The 18,976-nt window shown below is 61.1% G+C and carries 14 protein-coding genes and 1 pseudogene; 10 read left to right on the plus strand and 5 right to left on the minus strand.

Features of this window, described 5'->3' with window-relative positions; translation table 11 throughout:
* The 7 genes and pseudogenes from R3280_RS10975 to R3280_RS11005 all read left to right on the plus strand — a co-directional run.
* Window positions 1-114 (plus strand): annotated as a pseudogene (locus R3280_RS10975) (response regulator); the annotation flags it as partial.
* Window positions 115-144: 30 nt separating this feature from the next.
* Window positions 145-2,259, plus strand: a complete 2,115-nt coding sequence (locus R3280_RS10980) for a chemotaxis protein CheA (protein ID WP_318998650.1) — start codon at window positions 145-147, stop codon at window positions 2,257-2,259.
* A gap of 13 nt (window positions 2,260-2,272) precedes the next feature.
* Window positions 2,273-4,012: a methyl-accepting chemotaxis protein gene (locus R3280_RS10985; protein ID WP_318998651.1), complete on the plus strand. Its 1,740-nt coding sequence runs from the start codon at window positions 2,273-2,275 to the stop codon at window positions 4,010-4,012.
* Window positions 3,993-4,505: a chemotaxis protein CheW gene (locus tag R3280_RS10990; protein WP_318998652.1), complete on the plus strand. Its 513-nt coding sequence runs from the start codon at window positions 3,993-3,995 to the stop codon at window positions 4,503-4,505. Before R3280_RS10985 ends, R3280_RS10990 begins: the two co-directional genes overlap by 20 nt.
* A 5-nt stretch (window positions 4,506-4,510) precedes the next feature.
* Window positions 4,511-5,338: a CheR family methyltransferase gene (locus R3280_RS10995; protein WP_318998653.1), complete on the plus strand. Its 828-nt coding sequence runs from the start codon at window positions 4,511-4,513 to the stop codon at window positions 5,336-5,338.
* Window positions 5,331-5,960: a chemoreceptor glutamine deamidase CheD gene (gene cheD / locus R3280_RS11000; protein ID WP_318998654.1), complete on the plus strand. Its 630-nt coding sequence runs from the start codon at window positions 5,331-5,333 to the stop codon at window positions 5,958-5,960. Before R3280_RS10995 ends, cheD begins: the two co-directional genes overlap by 8 nt.
* Before the next feature lie 49 nt (window positions 5,961-6,009).
* The gene (locus tag R3280_RS11005; protein ID WP_318998655.1) at window positions 6,010-7,065 is read left to right on the plus strand and encodes a chemotaxis response regulator protein-glutamate methylesterase; all 1,056 of its coding nucleotides are present in this window, start codon (window positions 6,010-6,012) and stop codon (window positions 7,063-7,065) included.
* 21 nt (window positions 7,066-7,086) lie between these two features.
* On the opposite strand, the gene R3280_RS11010 is transcribed toward R3280_RS11005, so the two are convergent.
* Window positions 7,087-9,855, minus strand: a complete 2,769-nt coding sequence (locus tag R3280_RS11010; RefSeq protein WP_318998656.1) for an ATP-binding protein — start codon at window positions 9,853-9,855, stop codon at window positions 7,087-7,089.
* 155 nt (window positions 9,856-10,010) lie between these two features.
* On the opposite strand from R3280_RS11010, the gene R3280_RS11015 reads away from it, so the two are divergent.
* The gene (locus tag R3280_RS11015; protein ID WP_318998657.1) at window positions 10,011-12,215 is read left to right on the plus strand and encodes an ATP-binding protein; all 2,205 of its coding nucleotides are present in this window, start codon (window positions 10,011-10,013) and stop codon (window positions 12,213-12,215) included.
* A 17-nt stretch (window positions 12,216-12,232) separates the two neighbouring features.
* Here the strand turns inward: R3280_RS11015 and R3280_RS11020 are convergent, their stop codons facing one another.
* From R3280_RS11020 to R3280_RS11035, 4 genes are all read right to left on the minus strand, one after another.
* Window positions 12,233-12,739 carry a biliverdin-producing heme oxygenase gene (locus tag R3280_RS11020; protein WP_413468770.1) on the minus strand — a complete coding sequence of 169 codons (507 nt, stop codon included), beginning with the start codon at window positions 12,737-12,739 and terminating at the stop codon, window positions 12,233-12,235.
* Window positions 12,740-12,830: 91 nt separating this feature from the next.
* Window positions 12,831-13,298: a hypothetical protein gene (locus R3280_RS11025; RefSeq protein ID WP_318998659.1), complete on the minus strand. Its 468-nt coding sequence runs from the start codon at window positions 13,296-13,298 to the stop codon at window positions 12,831-12,833.
* On the minus strand, window positions 13,285-15,012 hold the full coding sequence (locus R3280_RS11030) for an EAL domain-containing protein (protein WP_318998660.1): 1,728 nt from the start codon (window positions 15,010-15,012) through the stop codon (window positions 13,285-13,287). Before R3280_RS11030 ends, R3280_RS11025 begins: the two co-directional genes overlap by 14 nt.
* Window positions 15,005-15,442, minus strand: coding sequence for a response regulator (locus R3280_RS11035; protein ID WP_318998661.1), 438 nt, complete (start codon window positions 15,440-15,442; stop codon window positions 15,005-15,007). Before R3280_RS11035 ends, R3280_RS11030 begins: the two co-directional genes overlap by 8 nt.
* A 301-nt stretch (window positions 15,443-15,743) precedes the next feature.
* Here R3280_RS11035 and R3280_RS11040 point away from each other — a divergent pair, with 301 nt between their 5' ends.
* On the plus strand, window positions 15,744-18,029 hold the full coding sequence (locus R3280_RS11040) for an EAL domain-containing protein (RefSeq protein WP_318998662.1): 2,286 nt from the start codon (window positions 15,744-15,746) through the stop codon (window positions 18,027-18,029).
* A 43-nt stretch (window positions 18,030-18,072) separates the two neighbouring features.
* A partial coding sequence (locus R3280_RS11045) for a DUF2235 domain-containing protein (RefSeq protein WP_318998663.1) occupies window positions 18,073-18,976 on the plus strand: 904 nt, incomplete at its 3' end.

Here is an 18,976-nt window from a genome sequence, read left to right on the forward strand (position 1 = left end):
GAGGCCAGTGAGGAGATGAAGGCCAAGGGCAAGGCCGCCGGCGCCACCGGCTGGCTGGTGAAGCCCTTCGAGCCCGGCAAGTTGCTGCAGGTGGTGCAGAAAGTCATCGGGTAAGCCCGTCATTCATACCGGTAGGGGGACATTATGTCCGACGGCGACTTCAGGACGGTTTTCTTCGAGGAGGCGGCCGAGCATCTGCAGGCGATCGAGAACGAGCTGCTGACGCTGGATGCCGATCCACAGAACGAGGAGGCGCTCAACGGCGTCTTCCGGGCCGCCCATTCCATCAAGGGCTCCGCCGGCATGTTCGGCTTCGGCGAACTGTCCGGTTTCACCCACCACCTGGAAACCCTGCTGGATTTGATCCGCAAGGGCGAGGCGGACCTGACCGACGAGCGGGTCGAACTCACCCTGCAGGCCACCGACGAGATCCGCGCCATGGTGGACGCCCTGGCCGAGACCGGGGAGGAGGCGCCGGCGGACCCTGAGCTGACCCGCCAGCTGGAAGCGGCGGTAGCGGAAGCGGGGCCGGCCCCGGCTGATGACACCGACCAGGCGAAAGACGACAGTTTCGGCCTCTTTGACCAGGAGCCGGTGGCTGACGAGGACGACAGTTTCGGTCTGTTTGACGCCGAACCCGAGCCCGCTGCAGGCAGCATTGAGGAGGACGAGGGCTTTGGTCTTTTCGACCAGGCCCCGGGTGAGGCCCCGGCCGGAGACGACCACGGCGATGGTGACACCGGCGCCGGCAATCACAGCGCCTACCGCGATTACTTCGACGAGATGTTCAGCGGCGAGGAAACCGATCAACCCACGCCCGCGGCGCCTGCCGCCGGGGCCGCGCCGGCGGGTGACACGGCCGAGGCGCCAGAAGCCGAGGCCGCCGAGCCGGCGGCGCAGGGTGGCAGCGGCGCCCCTGCAACCGGCACCGACGATCCGGAGAGCGACGGTCGCTTTGGCTGGCTCAACCGTCCGGACCGCCGTCCGCAAGCCGGCACGAGCCCGGCCCCTGCCGAAACCCCGGCGCCGAAACGTGGCGGTGCCGCGGCTGGCGGCACTTCCATGCGGGTATCCCTTGAGAAGGTGGACGAACTGGTGAACCAGATCAGCGAGCTGGTCATCACCCAGGCCATGCTGCAGGAAACCGGCAAGGAACTGGACCCGGTGGCCAACGAACGCCACCTGGCGACCCTGGAAATCCTCGAGCGCAACACCCGGGAGCTGCAGGAATCGGTGCTCTCCATCCGGCTGATGCCGGTGAGCTTTCTCTACAGCCGCTTTCCCCGCGTGGTGAGGGACCTGGCCCGGAAAATGGGCAAGCAGGTGGAGCTGATCCAGCTGGGGGAGCAGACCGAGCTGGACAAGAGCCTGGTCGAGAAGCTGGCGGACCCGCTGACCCACCTGGTACGCAACAGCATCGACCATGGCATAGAGATGCCCGATCAACGTCGGGCGGCCGGCAAGCCCGAGAAGGGCCAAGTGGTTATGACCGCCGAACACGAGGGCGGCAACATCGTGATTGCCATCAGCGACGACGGTGCCGGCATGGACCGGGAGAAGATTCTGGCCAAGGCCCGCAGCAACGGCATGGATGTGTCCGACGACTGGAGCGATGAAGCGGTCTTCAACCTGATCTTTGAGCCCGGCTTCTCCACCGCCGCCGAGGTTACCGACATTTCCGGTCGCGGCGTCGGGATGGATGTGGTGCGCCGCAACATCCGTGAGCTGGGCGGCACCGTCGATGTGGACAGCCGCCTTGGCGAAGGCTCCCGCTTTACCGTCAGGCTGCCGCTGACTCTTGCCATTACCGACGGCATGGTGGTGCGGGTGGGCCGCGAGCGCTATGTGCTGCCCCTGGCCACCGTGGTGGAGTCTCTGCCGCTGACGCCCGAGGACATCAATGAGGTCCAGGGCAAGGCCCGCGTCATCCACCGCCACGGTGACTATCTCAAACTGCTGGATCTGGCCGCGAGCCTAGATCCCGAGGTCGCCCACCAGCGTCATGACGACAACCTGGCGGTGGTGGTGGAAAGCGAGGGCCGTCAGGTGGCACTGCTGGTGGACGAGCTGGTGGGCCAGCAGCAGATCGTGATCAAGAACCTGGAATCCAACTACCGCAAGGTGGCGGGTTTCTCCGGCGCAACCGTGATGGGAGACGGAGCGGTCGCCTTCATTCTGGATGTCAGTCACTTCGTGGCCCGGGCCGAATCAGGCCGGGAGGCGCCCGTGATGACTTCCACCGAACCCAACCCAGACTAGATAGGTAAGAGTCATGCCAAGAACAAGCGGAATCACTCTACGCAGCCGGTTGATACTGGCTTTCGGGGTCGTGCTGGCGATGATGCTGCTCCTCACAGTAATGGGCGTATTCCGGGTCAATTTTATTGACCGGACCCTGACCGAGATCTCCGAGGTCAATGCCGTCAAGCAGCGCCATGCCATCAACATGCGGGGCAGTGTCCATGACCGGGCCATCGCCGTCCGGGATCTGGTGCTCGTGGACGGTGCCCGTGAGCACGACCAGCTGGTTGACCTGATCCGGGAGCTGGAGGCGGCCTACGAGGAGGCCTTCCAGGCTTTGGAGTCCACGGAATCCAAGACCACGGCGACGCAACGCGAGCGGGAACTTTTCAGCCGCATCGCCGCGACCACCGAGGAGGCCGAACCGCTGGTGGAAAGCATCATCGAGGACACGCGCCGCGGCAACATGGCCAGCGCCACCCTGACCCTAAAGCAGGAGGCCGCGCCGCTCTATGTGCGCTGGCTGGGTGAGATCAATGACTTCATCGATTTTCAGGAGCAGCAAAGCCAGGTGCTGTCGGATCAGGTGCAGGAGGTCAGCAGTGGTTTCATGATGTTCATGGTGATCCTGTTTGCCGTCAGTCTCATTGTGGCGGCCGTCGTGATCTGGCTGCTGGTACGGTTCCTCAACCGTTCCATTGGTGGTGAACCGGATGAGATGAAGGCCTTTGTGTCCGCCATTGCCGATGGTGACCTGACTGCCAAGGCTGAGACCCGCTACCCGGACAGCGTCCAGGGCTCGGTGATCCTGATGCGGGATCGTCTGCGGGAGATCGTCAGCAACATCCGCGACGGCGTGGATACCATCAACACCGCGTCGGGCGAGATTGCCACCGGTAATACAGACCTGTCCCAGCGCACCGAGGAACAGGCCTCCAGCCTGGAGGAAAGCGCTGCCAGCATGGAAGAGCTCACCTCCACCGTGCGTCAGAATGCGGACAACGCCCGCCACGCCAACTCCCTGGCCGGTACCGCCAGCCAGAATGCCGACCGGGGCGGTGACGTGGTGGACGACGTGGTCAAGCGGATGTCCGAGATCAAGGAGGGCTCCCGCAAGATGGCCGAGATTATCAGCGTGATCGACGGCATTGCCTTCCAGACCAATATCCTGGCGCTCAATGCCGCCGTCGAGGCGGCCCGAGCGGGTGAGCAGGGCCGTGGTTTTGCGGTGGTGGCGACCGAGGTGCGCAGCCTGGCCCAGCGCAGTGCCTCCGCCGCCAAGGACATCAAGTCGCTGATCGAGTCCTCGGTGGACAGCATCAACGAGGGCAGCGAGCTGGCAGACAAGGCCGGCAGTGCCATGGATGAAATCGTCACCAGCATCAAGAAAGTCACCGATATCATCGGCGAGATTTCCGCCGCCTCCGACGAGCAGAGCGCCGGCATCGAGCAGATCAACCAGGCGATCTCCCAGATGGACCAGGTGACCCAGCAGAACGCGGCGCTGGTGGAGGAGTCCGCAGCGGCCGCGGAGTCCCTCCAGTCCCAGGCCGAGGAGCTGGAAACCTCGGTGGGCCGGTTCCGCCTGAGCGACACCGCCCCGGTGCGCAGTGCTGCCCGCGCCGCCGCTGTACCCCAGCGCCCGGCCAGGCCCGCTGCCGGCGACCGCAAGAAAACCGACACCGGAACCACCACCACCGCCAGCGCCCGGACCGGCAAGCAAACGGCCACCGCCACTACGGAGAATGATGATGACTGGGAAGAATTCTGAAGCCGTGGCCGAGGCAGCGGAGGCAGCGCCACCCAAGGGCCCGGAACGGGAGTTCCTGACCTTCCGGCTGGGTGAGGAGGAGTACGCCGTGGATATCCTCAAGGTGCAGGAGATCAAGGGTTATGGCGGTGTTACGCGCATTGCCCGGGCGCCTTCCTTTATCAAAGGGGTCATCAATTTGCGGGGCACCATCATCCCCATCGTGGACCTTCGGGACCGCTTTGGGGTGGGGGAGCTGAGTTACGATGAGTTCACCATTGTAATTATCCTCAACCTCACGGAACGGGTGGTGGGGATCGTGGTGGACAGCGTCTCGGATGTGTCCCGTCTGACCGACGAGGATATCCGCCCGGCGCCGAATTTCAGCACTGCGGTGGATACCCGCTACATCGAGGGTCTGGCGGAAACCGACCAGGGCATGCTGATCGTGCTGGAAATCGACGGCCTGATGAGCGACCCGGGTATGGAACTGCAGAACGCCGAATGGGAGTAGGCGGCTTGGAGACCCGGCAGCGCAAGCGCGAGTTCGACTACGGCCAAGAGGAGTTCCGCCGGGTGCAGGCGATGATCCACCAGCGGGTGGGCATTCACCTGGCCAGCAACAAGACCGAGATGGTCTATAGCCGCCTGGCCCGGCGCCTGCGGGCCACGGGTATGCAGTCGGTGAGGCTCTACCTGGACCAGCTGGACCGGGACGACCATCCGGAGTGGCAGAACTTCATCAACGCCCTGACCACCAATCTGACGGCGTTCTTCCGGGAGAATCATCACTTCGAGACCCTGCGGGGGCATTTTGCCGGCCATCCCTCCAGCCAGCCACTGCGGATCTGGTGCTGTGCCGCCTCCACCGGTGAGGAGCCCTACAGCATCGCCATCTCCCTGCTGGAGCAGTTCGGGCCGGGCAAGCGTATCGAGATAGTGGCGTCGGATGTGGATACACAGGCGCTTGCCACCGCCGAGGCCGGTATCTACCGGCTCGACCGGGTGGATCGTCTGGAACGGCCGCTGCTGCACAAGTATTTCCTCAACGGCCGCGGTGCCAACGCCGGCAAGGTGCGGGTCAAACCCGAGGTGAGGGAGCGGGTGGCGTTTCACCAGGTCAACCTGCTGGACCGGGACTGGCCGGTGGAGGGCCCGTTGGACGCGATCTTCTGCCGCAACGTGTTCATCTACTTTCAGTCCGAGACCCAGCGCCAGCTGATGGCCCGGTTCCGCCGCCTGCTCGATAAGAACGGACTGTTTTTCGCCGGTCACTCGGAAAGCCTGATTTCCTCCGGGGAGGGGTTCCGGTCCCTGGGCAAGACGGTGTTCACCCCCGATGCTTGATGATCATGGGAATCGCCCGTCCTCCGCCGAGATCGTGGGTATGGCCCAGACCTACTATTACGATGGTCACTTCAAACGGCCGGCGGTCAAGCTGCTGCCCGGGGAGTACGTGGTGGGCCGGCATGACGAGCTGATGTGCACGGTGCTGGGGTCCTGCGTGTCGGCGTGCATGCGGGACCCGGTGGCGGGGGTTTCGGGCATGAATCATTTCCTGCTGCCCAGCACAGGGCGGGCGGAGGAGGACCTTACCGCCCGTTACGGTGTCCACGCCATGGAGCTGCTCATCAACGGTCTGTTGCGTGCCGGGGCCAAGCGTCAGCGCATCGAGGTCAAGCTGTTCGGCGGCGCCAACCTGATGCACAGCCGCACCGATGACAACGTCGGTCACAACAACGCCCGCTTTGCGCTGGCGTTCATGAAGCAGGAGGGGCTGGGCCTGGTGAGCCAGGATCTGTTCGGCCATGAGCCCCGCAAGATCTGGTATTTCCCGGACACCGGCCGGGTGATGCTGCGGCGTCTGCGGCTGACCCGCAACGACACCATTATCCGCCGGGAAGTGGACTACAGCCGCCGCCTTGCGACCCGGCCCGATACCGGCGGCGAGGTGGACCTTTTCGACTGAGCTTTTGTGAATGAACCGGGCCGGCTTTTCTGACTTGAGGGACGAGCGAATGATCCGAGTAATGGTGGTGGACGACTCCGCCCTGGTGCGCAAGGTGTTGACGGACATGATCGACCGCGCCCCCAACATGGAGGTGGTGGGCACCGCCCCGGACCCCTATGCGGCCCGGGAGAAGATCAAGAAGCTCAACCCGGATGTGCTGACCCTGGACGTGGAGATGCCGAAGATGGACGGCATCGATTTTCTGGAGAAGATCATGCGGCTGCGGCCCATGCCGGTGGTCATGGTGTCCTCTCTGACCGAGAAGGGCAACGAGACCACTCTGCGGGCCCTGGAGCTCGGCGCGGTGGACTTCATCACCAAGCCCAAGGTGGAGGTGGCGGAGGGGCTGCAGGAGTACACCGAGGAGCTGCACGACAAGATCCAGGCCGCGGCGCTGTCGAAGGTGGGCCGGCGCAGTCGCAACCAGGCACCGGACAAACCGGTCGTGGCCCGGGCCAGCCAGCGCATCAGCAGCGAAAAGCTGATCATCGTGGGGGCGTCTACCGGCGGTACCGAGGCCATCCGCACCCTGCTGCAGGGCCTGCCGCCGGAGAGCCCGGCCATTCTCATTACCCAGCATATGCCCGGTGGCTTCACCCGGTCCTTTGCCGAGCGTCTGGACGGCCAGGTGGCGCTGACGGTCCAGGAGGCCAGCGATGGTACCCGGGTCCGGCCCGGTAACGTCTACATCGCCCCGGGCGGACGCCACATGCGGGTGATTCGCAGTGGTGCCGACTACCAGGTTGCCCTCAACGACGCACCTCCGGTCAATCGCCACCGGCCCTCGGTGGATGTGCTGTTCGAGTCGGCGGCAACGGCGGTGGGGCGTAACGCCATTGGCATGATCCTGACCGGTATGGGCAACGATGGCGCCAAGGGCCTGGCGGCCATGCAGGCCGCCGGTGCCCGCACCTTTGCCCAGGACGAAGCCACCTGCGTGGTTTACGGTATGCCCCGGGAAGCGGTGGCGCTGGGCGCCGCCGATGAGGTACTGCCGCTGGCACGCCTTGCAGCCGCGGCTCTGGGAGCCGCCGAACAGGCGGGCAGGGCCACCCGGCTCTGACTGCCAAGCGGCCCCTGGCTTCTAGCTGACCGCCCTCAAACCCTCATTCAGCTCCGCAATCTTCTTCTTGAGATCGCGAAACAAAGATTCGCTTGCGCTTTGGTCACCGCCGGCCAGAGCATCCTGGAGGCTGGTGGCGCAGGCCACCAGTTCAGGAAGTGCGAAATAACCCAAAAGACCCTTGAGTGTGTGGGCTGAGGTTGCCCCCGACGCTGGTTTACCCTCAGTCAATGCGGTCTCGATACGTTCCAGATGGTCCGGATGATGGTTCTGGAATAATTTCAGAAACTCGCTTAGGAGTTCGTCGCTGTTATCGAACGCCTGGCGCAGGGCCAGCATGTCAGGGCGAACCGGCGGAACATCCGCTTGAGGCTCAGCGCCGGTCCGGCAGGAGCCCAGAAAACCCAGGCTGGTAAGCACTTCAGCAAGGTTGGTGCCGGTTATCGGCTTGCCCAGGTGAGCGTTGAAACCGGCGTCCAGGGCTTCCTGCCGCTGGCTCTCACTGGTGTCTGCGGTACAGGCGACAAGGGCCGGCAGGGGCCTGTGCTGCTCGGCCATCAGCGCCTGTACGTGCGCCAGAAACCCGTAGCCGTCCATCTCCGGCATCTGGATATCCGCGAAGATGATGTCTGGCTGCAGGTTTTCCATCAATGCCAGACCACGGGTGCCGCTGGTGGCGGTATGAACTTTGTCAATGCCGCGCCGGTGCAGCATGGAAGTGAGTATCTCCCGGTTGATTTCATTGTCATCCACGACCAGCACCAGGGCGGGCTCTTGCCCGGCAGATGCGGCTGTTACCGTCTCCTTCTCCGACACTTGCGCCAGCGGAAGTGTCAGGGTGAAACTGAAGCGAGCCCCTTTGCCGGCCTCGCTGGCCAGTTTGATGTCGCCTCCCATAAGTCTCACAATCTGCCGGGAGATTGCGAGGCCAAGACCAGAACCCCCATGGACGCGAGTGGATGAGTTGTCCAGCTGTTCGAAATGGCCAAAGATCCGCTCCTGCTCGGCCGCAGGGATGCCTGGTCCAGTGTCCGTTACGGCCAACGCCACCTCCACCTGTTCCGGCCCGCAGCGACGGCTGTGAGCGTGCAGCGTGACGCGGCCGTTATGGGTGAATTTGACCGCATTGCTGACCAGGTTCATCACCACCTGCCGGACTCGAGTCGGATCGCCTTCAACCGCAAGGCCGGTTGCACCGGTCATGGTCAGTACCATTTCTGTCCCCACGGCCTTGGCGCGTGGAGTGAACAATTGTTCCACTTCCTCCAGAAGTGGTTCCAGTTCGAAGGTTTCAGTGCGCAGTTTGAGGTGACCGCTTTCGATATGAGACAGGTCGAGAATATCGTTGAGCAGCCTGAGCAGATGCTTGGAGGAGTGGTCCAGAGTGCGGATGTAGCGGCTCAGATGACCTGAGGCCTGATCCTGCAGCAGGTCCGTTACCCCCATGATGCCGTTGAGCGGGGTGCGCAGTTCATGGCTGATATTGGCCAAAAACTGGCTTTTCGCCCGGTTGGCCCGTTCAGCCGCGTCCCGGGCCTCACGGATGGCCTGCTCGTGCTCCTTTCGTTGTGTAACGTTGGTCTGGGTGGCGACAAAGTGGGTCAGTGTCCCGGTGTCATCCCGGATGGGCTCGATGTAGAGCTCAATCCAATAGGGTTCGCCCTTCTTCGTATAATTCAGAATCTCCTGCACGACTGGCTCGGCTTCCCGTAAGTGCTTGCGCAAGCGCTCGCGCGCCCCGGGGGCGGTTGCCGGACCCTGAAGAAATTGCCCGGGAACGCGGCCCCTGACCTCCTCCAGAGTGTAGCCGGTGGCTTTTTCAAAGCTCGGGTTGACCCACTCGATGGCGCCGGTGTGGTCGGTGATGATCACCTGATTCTTACTCTGATTGGCCAGTTGACTGAATACCCGCAGATTGGAACGGGCCTTGCGGGCCTCGCTCTCGGATGCCCGCAAGGCGGATTTGTCTTGAAACAGTACCAGTAGCATGCGGCGACCGTGCTCGGTGAGCGTCATCAGGCGCAGTTCGGTGAGCAGGCGATCCGCCTTGGAAAAATGCACCTCGGTTTGAAGGAAACGTTCGCTCACACCGTCTGAATGGCTCTGTGGCACGATACGGTCATAATTCAGACCCGGCAGCATGGTTTTCACCAAGCCGCGGGCCGAGCGCGGGTAATGTCCCGCGCGCTGGTTGAAGGCCTGGTTCGAGTAATTCACGAAGTCATTGCGGGTATCCAGCATGACCACGTACATATCGCTGCTGTCCAGAATTCGCCCCACCATCGACGCCAACGAACTATGGAGGCGGCTTTCAAGGCGGTCTGTGACCTGCTTGGCCAGCAGGGTCAGCGCTTCTCGCCTGGGCTCGTCCAACTGCTTCGGCCTGGGGTCAAAAACACAGAGCGTGCCCATGACAAGTCCGTCGGAAGTGATCAGGGGTGCCCCGGCGTAGAAACGAATCATGGGCCCGCCCTGGACAAAGGGGTTGTCATGGAAGCGGTCGTCTTCAAGGGTATCTTCCACCACAAAAAGCTGTCTCTCCACGACGGCATGACCGCAGAAACTATGTTCTCGGGAGGTTTCGCTGGTATCCAGCGGACCGGTTGCGGCCTTGAACCATTGCCTGTCCCGATCCACCAGGGTGACAGTAGAAAAAAGTGTGCCACAGTACATGGCAGCAAGACGGGTAATATCGTCGTACAGCTCTTCGGCCGGCGTGTCCATGATGTCCAGCCGATAAAGTCGTTCAAGGCGCGCGGCCTCGTCGCCGGGTATGGAAGGTGGTTGCATGGTCCTTTTCAGCCTTTATTTTGTTGTCATAGGACTAATACGCAGGACTTTACGTAAATAGTCACGGTGTTGCAGTTGATATGCAACTGGTTCACCATGCAAAAAATGCAAATTAGCGGTTCGCGTCTGCGGGCGGCTGGTCTTGGATAGCTGTCATGGCCTCACGATTTTCGGACCGGTTTGATTTTGAGAACTGCGAAGACGAGCCTATCCGCACCCCGGGAGGCATCCAGTCCTTCGGCGCCTTGCGTCTGCTTGATGCCGATTCCTTTTGCCTTCTTCTCGAGAGCGACAACGCTGGCCAGTTATTCCAACAGGCTTTCGCCGGTCTGGAGTGCGATCCATCGTCGGGGCTGCCCGAGTCCTTCCATCGGCACCTGAAGCATCAGTCCGACTCCGGCAAGTCTGTCTGGCCGCAGCGCCATTTTTCGCCAGCAACCGAAGGAGGTTGGCACCTCACCGTGCACCGGGAGGGAAGTCATCTATTGGTGGAGTTGGAGCCCAGCGATCAGATCCGCCCGACCGCCGTGACAGACCTGGCCGCGCTCATCCAGCAGGTCAAATCGGCCCGCACCGTGGAAGAGCTGATGACCACCGCCGCGGACGCAGTGCGGGGTATTACAGGGTTCGATCGCACGTTGGTTTATCGTTTTGCGGAGGACTGGCACGGCGAGGTAGTCGCCGAGAGTAGAGACCCGACCATGACCTCATTTCTGGGGTTGCACTTTCCCGCATCCGATATACCCGCTCAGGCACGGCAACTGTACGTTGAGAACGAGATCCGGTTGATTGCGGATGTCGAGGGGGATGTGGTTCCGTTACGTGCCCATGACCGCAGAGGGCCGGCTAATCCGGACCTGAGCGTATGCAGCCTGCGGGCGGTCTCGCCGATCCATTTGCAATACTTGCGTAATATGGGGGTGCGCGCCTCCATGTCTATATCTGTCATCCGGGATGGCCGGTTGTGGGGGCTTATTGCCTGCCATCATCGGAGCCCACGCCATGTCTCGGTGGACGCCCGGCTGGCCGCCAAGCTGGTGGGGGACGTGCTCAGTTTGTGCCTGCGGCTGGTGGAGGACTCAGATGCCATGCGCGCCCGATTGCGGCACTCCTTATACCAGCGAGAGATTCTTGAGGCTTTTCTTCAGAGCGACGAGCTGACGTCCAGTCTGATGGCAAAAGCCAACCCCCTGCGACGGCTGTTCAATGCATCCGGTTTCGCGGTCGTGGAACGCGAACGCGTAATGGGGGATGGCCATCTGCCGGGAAATGCCGATGTCCTCAAGCTGGCCAGTTGGGTCCGCAAGCAGATGGGGGCCCATAATCTGGGTTTATACCATTGCAACGGCTGGCCCGAGCCCGTATTCCCAAATCAGGCGGAGACAGCCGCAGGTGTTCTGGCGCTCTCGCCCACATCGGATCACAGCGTGGTTGTGCTTTGGTTGCGAATGGAGGAGCCACGGGAAATTGTCTGGGCGGGCCAGCACGAGCTGGTGAGCGGTGATCCTCTCAATCCGCGGCACTCTTTCGAGCAATGGTCCCAGCAGCGCAGGGGGGTTGCCCGCCCCTGGGCCGACTGGGAACTGGATGCCGCCGAAGAGATGTTGGTGGCTCTTCAGAAGCTGTGCCTGCGACAGCTGGAACGGTTACAGCGAATAGCAGTGAATCTTGAGCGCTCAAACCGCGACCTGGAAGATTTTGCGTTTATTGCCTCCCACGATCTGCAGGAACCGCTGCGCAAAATCGAGGCCTTATCGTCTTTGATACTCGAGGAGCTTGAGCAACCGGATTTTGACCGGGTCGAAGTGCAAGGCTACGTTGGCAGGGTTTCCGGCGCGGCCGCCCGCTTGCGGGCACTGGTAGGGGACTTGCTGACCTATTCCCGTGTCGGTCGGCTAGACTACCAGGTTGCCGAGTGTGACTGGCGGGATATTATCGGCCGCACCATCGAACTGCTGGATACTGAAATCGCCAGCGCCGGTGCGGAGGTGCGTCTGAGCGGTGATTTCCCGGTCAGCCGAGCATCTCCCGTGCTGTTGCGGATGGTCTTCCAGAATCTGATATCGAATGCTGTCAAATATCGAAACCCGGATGGCCCCCGGCCGCTGGTCGATGTGGTTTCTAATCAGGTTGAGGGCGTTTGGCGGGTGGATGTCATTGACAATGGTATCGGATTTGATCCGGAAAAATCCGAGGCTATTTTCAAACCATTCCATCGCCTCCATTCGAAGTCCCGTTACCCCGGCTCCGGTATTGGTCTGGCCATTGTGCGTAAGGCCGCTGAGCGCATTGGGGCGCGAGTGACGGCCAGCTCATCACCGGGTACGGGCAGCTGTTTCTCGGTAATTTTTCCTGCTTGATGTCCATTCGCCCAGGATTAGCCGGTAATCGGCTGCCTGCAGTCCGATGGCGCTGGTAACCGCTCAAGCAGGTTGCTGAACGCCCTGTTAGCCTCGGCGACGGCAGCGTCAAGATCGGTTTGCGTCAGGGGCTGATCGTCAAGAAAGCGGCAAAAGGCGTGCCAGTTTGAATCCGGGTGGCTCTGGCGGGCGGCAAAAAATCGCACCGGCGCTTCGGGAATTCGCGCAAGAATCTGCCGCTCAAGCATGGCGGCCCCCAACTGCGCGCCATTGAGTACATAAAACCATGCCAGCCGTCCTGGCCATCCACCGGGAGGCTCGCAGGCCAAGGCTGGTGAGGTCAGGGCGGTCCTTCCAAGCTGGGCAAGGTCATGTTGCAGGGCCGAAGAACGGCGCAAAAAGAACGGCCCTAGTTTGGGCTCGGACGCCTGGATGCTTTCGGCGGTGGTCTCAAAGGGCAGCCACGCCTGGGCGAAGGTCTGCAGGCAGTCCGCGTAGTGGCCGAGACTGTCGGCCTTCAGCAATCCTGACAGGGCGGGATGGCTGTCGAGCTGGTGATGGCTCCGGCGGGTGCCCTCCCGCAATTGCAGGGTGAAGGGCGGACACGGGCCGTGGTCAATGCGGCTGATAAATATTCTCCAGCGGCAGCGGCAAAATGCACTCCGGCAATTTCCCCATGGCCCAGTAGCGGTCGAGCTGCAGTACCAGGTTGCCGACATCCTGGAACCGTAGCGGCAGGCGGATCACAGAGCTCACGCGCCGGTCGTAAAGAGTCTGTATGTCGGTGTCAGTGAGCCCAGTTTTCTCACCATAGAATCCGATAAGCGGAACGCGAGCCAGCTGCGCATGGGCTTTCAGGTCCAGTGGTATGGTCAGGTCGTCGGGACCGTCAATCAGAAAGAACAGAAGTTTTACGTCCAGTTCCCGGGAGGGCATGTTGACCGCGAAAGAGTCCACCAGGTGGTGGACCGACGAGAAAATCACGACGTTTTCCACCAGGCCGGACTGTACAAAGCTCGACCAGATCTCCCTTGGCAGGTGGGCATGATTGCCGATAACCACCGCGGCACTATGTAGAGCCATGACCGACCTCCCTTCCGGTATGGTTTGGAATCTGTTTAAGCCACTGCTTCAGGGGCATGGGTCGGCCAAGCAAATAGCCCTGAACAGCATCAACTCCGAAGTCCCTGAGTATTTTGAGCTGTTCTTCGGTTTCCACGCCCTCGCCAATCACCGTCAACTCCAGGCGGCGCCCAATGCAGGCGATGGCCTCACATATGCCCGCACTCGCGGTTTCTTGGCCCAGTTTTTCGACGAAAGATCGATCGATCTTGATAGCAGTGACCGGCAAGTTCTTGAGGTAGCTCATCGAGGAAAAACCGGTCCCGAAATCGTCTACAGACAACCCAAAGCCCGCATCTCGAAGCTTTTGCAGGGTTTCATGTGCACTCCGGTCAATCAGCACTCTCTCCACTATCTCGAATTGCAGGTAGCGTGGGCTGACTCCGGCGCGCCCGCACAGATCCAGCATCTCGCCGGCAAAATTGCGGTCCAGCAGCTGCGCTGCGGTGATGTTAAAGGAGAGAGTGTAGGCTTTGTCGTTTTTGGGTATCGCGCCGGCCTCAGCCAACAGCTCGAGCGTCCGGCGAATCATCGCCCGATCCAGTTCCAGCATGAGATTGGAGCGTTCCGCCACGGGGATAAAGGATGCCGGCAGCAGCAGTCCCTCTTTCGGGTGTTGCCAGCGAGCCAGCACCTCGACACCCACGATTTCGCGCTTGGCGGCGTTGTACTGGGGTTGGAAAAACGGAACGAATTCGTTCTGGCCCAACGCTCGCCGGATATCCTGCTCAAGACTCAGCCCTTCGATCAGCTCGGCTTCAAGCTGAGAGTCGAAGAACGCGATACAATCCCTGCCGCTATCTTTGGCTGCATAGAGTGCAATGTCCGCATACCGCATCATTTCCAGCGGCGAGCTGGCGTTATCCGGGAACTTGGCGATGCCGAAAGAGCCGGTGACGCGGCTGGTGATCCCCCGGATCGGTGTGGGTGCACCCAATGTCGCCGCCAGTTTGTTCGCAATGGTCTGCAACTGTTCGTCGCTGTCGAAGTCTTCCACCAGAAGTGCAAATTCGTCGCCACCCAGGCGGGCCAGGGTGTCCCCGTCCCTGAGCTCCCTCTGAAGCCGATCCGCCAGAAGTTGCAGCAGCATATCGCCGGTGTCATGACCCAACGAGTCATTGATCTGTTTGAAGTCGTCCAGATCGAGTGCGATGACCGCGCAGCGTGTGCCGTGACGCTCAGCCTGGGCAATGGCACGCTTGAGCTGCTCCTCAAACATGGTCCGGTTCGCCAGGCCGGTGAGACTGTCCTGGCGGATCAGGCGGTAAAGCTCGCGCTCATGATCACGGCGCTGGACCGCATGCAGTAGTGTGCGCTCCAGCAGTTTCGCATTGAGGTCGCTCTTGCAGATGAAATCCCAGGCGCCGGAACGGATGACCGCTTCGTTGACGCTGAAGTCGTCGCTCACAGTCACCACGATGAACGGCAGCGTTTTCAGATCGGCTGGCAGGTTACCGATCAGCTGGTCGGCGGTTTGGTCCCCCCACCAGTAGTCCACGAAGACGGCGTCATAGCTTGTCTGACTGCAGCGCTCTATAGCGCTGTCTAGGTCGCTCTCGTGCGTCACCTGGGCGTTGAACCTCTGCATCTGGCCAAGATGGCGCTGCATCAGAAAGGTGTCGTCGTGATCATCATCCACGACAAGCACATGAATATTCTTGACAAAATCAGTCATCAGGAAGCTCGACCAGGCTGAACCAGTACAGTTGAAGTTCGCTCACCACATGCATAAAACCATTGAAGGTGACAGGCTTGGTAATAAACGTGCTCGCGCCGAGCTCGAAACAACGGTTGACGCCGGTCTGGTCATCAGACGTTGTCAAAACCACCACCGGGATATGTCTCAGTGCGGGGTCTGCTTTGATCTTCGCCAGAGCTTCCTCGCCGCCCATCACCGGCATGTTCAGATCCAGCAGAATCAGGCCGGGTTTTGGATAACGCTCACGATCCTCGAAGGGTTCCTCGTGGCGCAGGTACCGCATTAACTGATCGCCGTTCTCAACAATCTGCACGGGAGAGCGGAATCTGGCCTTCTGGAAAGCTCGCTGAACAATCGCTTGGTCGTCTTCATCGTCTTCCGCGAGCAGAATCGGTACTGCCTGCATAGATGTCTCGCATTGCTGATGTCCGCGGCCGATCTGCGGTCGGAATCCAGATGCCTGGGATCCAGCCGCCGGTTTTTGCAGCGTCTGACCGCGGATTCACTGGCGCTGCAACTGTCAGTATTACCCACTTGAGGGTTTGATCCAAGGTTTAGGAGCGTACGATGGTTCTCGGGCTCTGGTTCGATTTATATGGGTAGTCTTGATACATGAACTCTGCGTACTATTGTGGGGCACTGCCGTAATGAGGGTCGGCCTGAGTGCTAAATTACTGATTCATAGAGGGTGAGTCTCTTTCGAAGTTATGTCCGAGCAAAATGCGTTCATCCCTTCAGCAAGATCCAGGCCGGTGACCGTCGTATGTCTCAGCGTGTTACTGCTGCTGACCGCGGAATTATCGCGTTTGTTGACAGTCGAGGGGCAGACTCTTTCAGCGATCTGGCCCCCGGCAGGAATCATGCTTGGTGCGGCCCTCGCTTTGGGGGCAAAAATTCTTCTGCCTCTTGGCGCGGTGCTTCTCGGCTGGTTGATTATCCTGGAGCAGGCGCCGTTATCGGCGGCGCTGGTAAGCTCCGTTGGGCAGGTGTCGGCTGCCTGGCTGGGATCACATCTGATCCGGTCTTTCTGGGTCCGGGAAGCCTTCCAACCCCTGACAGCGGGAGTGGCCCTGTACACCCGCGGCGCTCTCGCTGGTGGCGGTTTGGCAGCAGCTATCGGTACCCTCAGTTTGTTTGTATCGGGTTCCGCGGCGACGGAACACCGTTTTTACGATGTCTTTCTGGGGTACTGGATCTTTGAGGCTGTCAGTGTCCTTCTTTTCGCCCCACTGACATTTTACTGTCTGTTGAGCCCGAGACGGTTCCTGCACGAAGTTCAGGCGGACCTGGCGAAAAAGAGCATTGCGATCTGGTCTGTCATTGTCCTGCTGATTTTGCTGTTGACTATCCTGCTGCCGTCATCGGTGGATGCCTCCTACACGGCGGGTCTGGGTTTTGCCCAATTTGCCCTGCTGAGCTGGCTCGTGGTGAGTGCCAATCGCAGTATGGTCATCCTGGTGATTCCGCTGTTCGCCATCATGTTCGTGGCTTTTTCGATCCAGGGTCACGCCGGCCTCCCGCGGATCACTGCTGTTGAAGACCTGGTACGGTCAATCATGTTTCTTGCAGGCCTGGTCGTCCTTACCCAGATGATGGCCTCGGTGAACGCCGAGAGGAACCGAACCCTTGAAGTCTTCCGTCAGCAGGCCAACACGGATTTTCTCACCGGCCTGGCCAATGATCGCTCGCTGGCAGCGCAGATTCAGAGTCGTCTGGCGGATCCTGGTGACGGTCAGCAATTCTGGCTGGTGCACCTTGAGGTGCTGGATTTCGATCAGATCGAGGACCTGATGGGCTTTCGTTCCAGGCGCACGCTGGAAACACTGCTGGCGGCCCGGCTGATGGGTACCATGGGACCGGATGTTCACCCGGCCAGGATTGGTGACGGCATATTTGCTTTGGTTTGCCGGCCCAGTGACAGCAGGGGCATAGCAGGGAAACTTTCAGAACTTTACGATGCTTTCAATGACCAGAATTTCAGTGCCGGTGTCCACAGCACGAGGATCCGGGTTGCTTTGGGGGCGGTACCGCTGGACGGTAAACTGGGCGACCACAGCCAATACCTAAGCGCCGCCACTCAGGCGGCACTCATGGCGCGGGAGCAGTTGCCGAGAACCCAGGTGATGACCGATGTTGAGGGTCTGATCGAGAGCCGAAAATCTATGACTGAACGGCTTGAGTTGCTCAAGGACGCGCTCTCCAACGATCGTCTAGTGCTCTTCGCCCAGCCGATCTGCCCCATCGGCCGGGACGACGAGGGCATCACCTACGAGATTCTGTTGCGACTGCAGGATGACCAGGGAGCGTTGTTGGGGCCGGGTGCTTTTCTGCCCATAGCCGAGGCCTTCGGATTTATGCGGGAAATTGATCAGTGGGTGATCACCACCACACTGAATACACTGGCCAGCAACCCGGAATGGCAACAGCGGACCCGGAAATGCTCCATTAACCTCGCGGGCACCAGTATGTCGTCGGAAAATCTGGTGGCATTTATCCGAGACGAGTTCGAGCGCACGGGCGTCGACCCCCGGAAGATTGGCTTTGAGATCACCGAAACGCAACTGATCGCCAGCCGTGATGTCGCTGAGGAAATTACCCGCCAGTTGCGTAGGCTCGGTTGCAGCGTCGCCCTGGACGACTTTGGTACTGGTCTGGCGAGCTTCGACTATCTCAAAAGCTTTGATTTTGACATGCTTAAAATAGATGGTGTTTTCGTCAAGAATCTGGAGAGCAACAGCGATGACCGTCGTATTGTCCGCTCGACCTGCGATGTGGCAAGGGAAATGGGCCTCAAGACGGTCGCGGAGTTCGTGGAGACGGACGCCATTGCGCAACTGCTTGGCGAACTTGGCGTCGATTACGCCCAGGGCTTCGGGCTGGGCCGTCCGGTCGCCGTGGCGGCCCTTTTCGAGGCCTGTGACCAGCTTGCCGCTGCGGCCAAGCAAACCATAGGAGACCGCCAAATTATCGATACAGGGCCTGGCTCGGGCTAGAGTCAGTGAATGCTAGAACAGGAATTGGCAAAAGGAGCCTGCCATGACCAAGCGCCTGGTAATCTGCGCCGACGGAACCTGGAACCGCCCCGAGGAGGACCTTCAGACAGACGTCCCCACCAACGTCCTGCGCCTGGCCCGGGCCATCCGGCCGCTGCCGCCGGACGGCCGCCCCCAGCATGTGTTCTACGACTGGGGCATCGGCTCCTACCACAACGCCCTCGTGGGTGGCGTAACCGGCAAGGGCATCCACAAGAACATCCTCGACGGCTACCGCTACATCGTCCAGAACTACGAACCCGGCACCGACCTCTACCTGTTCGGTTTCAGCCGCGGCGCCTATACCGTGCGGTCCCTGTGCGGGCTGATCAACAACTGCGGCATCCTGACCCGGCCCGACGCCCGGCGCATCCAGCAGGCGTTCGAAATGTACAAGAAACCGGGCAGGCCATTCGCTCCCCGGGGCGCCAGGGCTGTGGAATTCCGCCGCCGCTACAGCCACGAGTCCCGCCAGGTTCACTTCGTGGGCGTCTGGGATACCGTAGGCGCCCTGGGCATGCCGTTCTCCCTGATGGGCCTGTTCGACGGCAAGGACGAATTCTACGACACCAAACTGGGCAGCAACGTCCGTATCGCCCGCCACGCCATGGCCATCGACGAGCGCCGGCAAGATTTCGAACCCACCCTCTGGCTGCACCGGGAAGGGCTGGATCTGCGCCAGATGTGGTTTGCCGGCTCCCACAGTGACATCGGTGGCGGTTATGGCCCGGACAGCGAGGGCCTGCTGTCCTCGGACCAGTCCCTGCAGTGGATGGTGGAAGAGGCCACCGCCGCCGGCCTACACATCGAGGACCACCTGAAGACGTCGCTCAAGCCCAGCCCGAGGGCGCGCCTGCACAATTCCCGGCGCCATATTTTCCGGTTCGCAAAGCCGCTGATCCGGCCCC

Origin of the sequence: Marinobacter sp., from assembly GCF_033722195.1 — a bacterium.
Lineage (GTDB): Bacteria > Pseudomonadota > Gammaproteobacteria > Pseudomonadales > Oleiphilaceae > Marinobacter.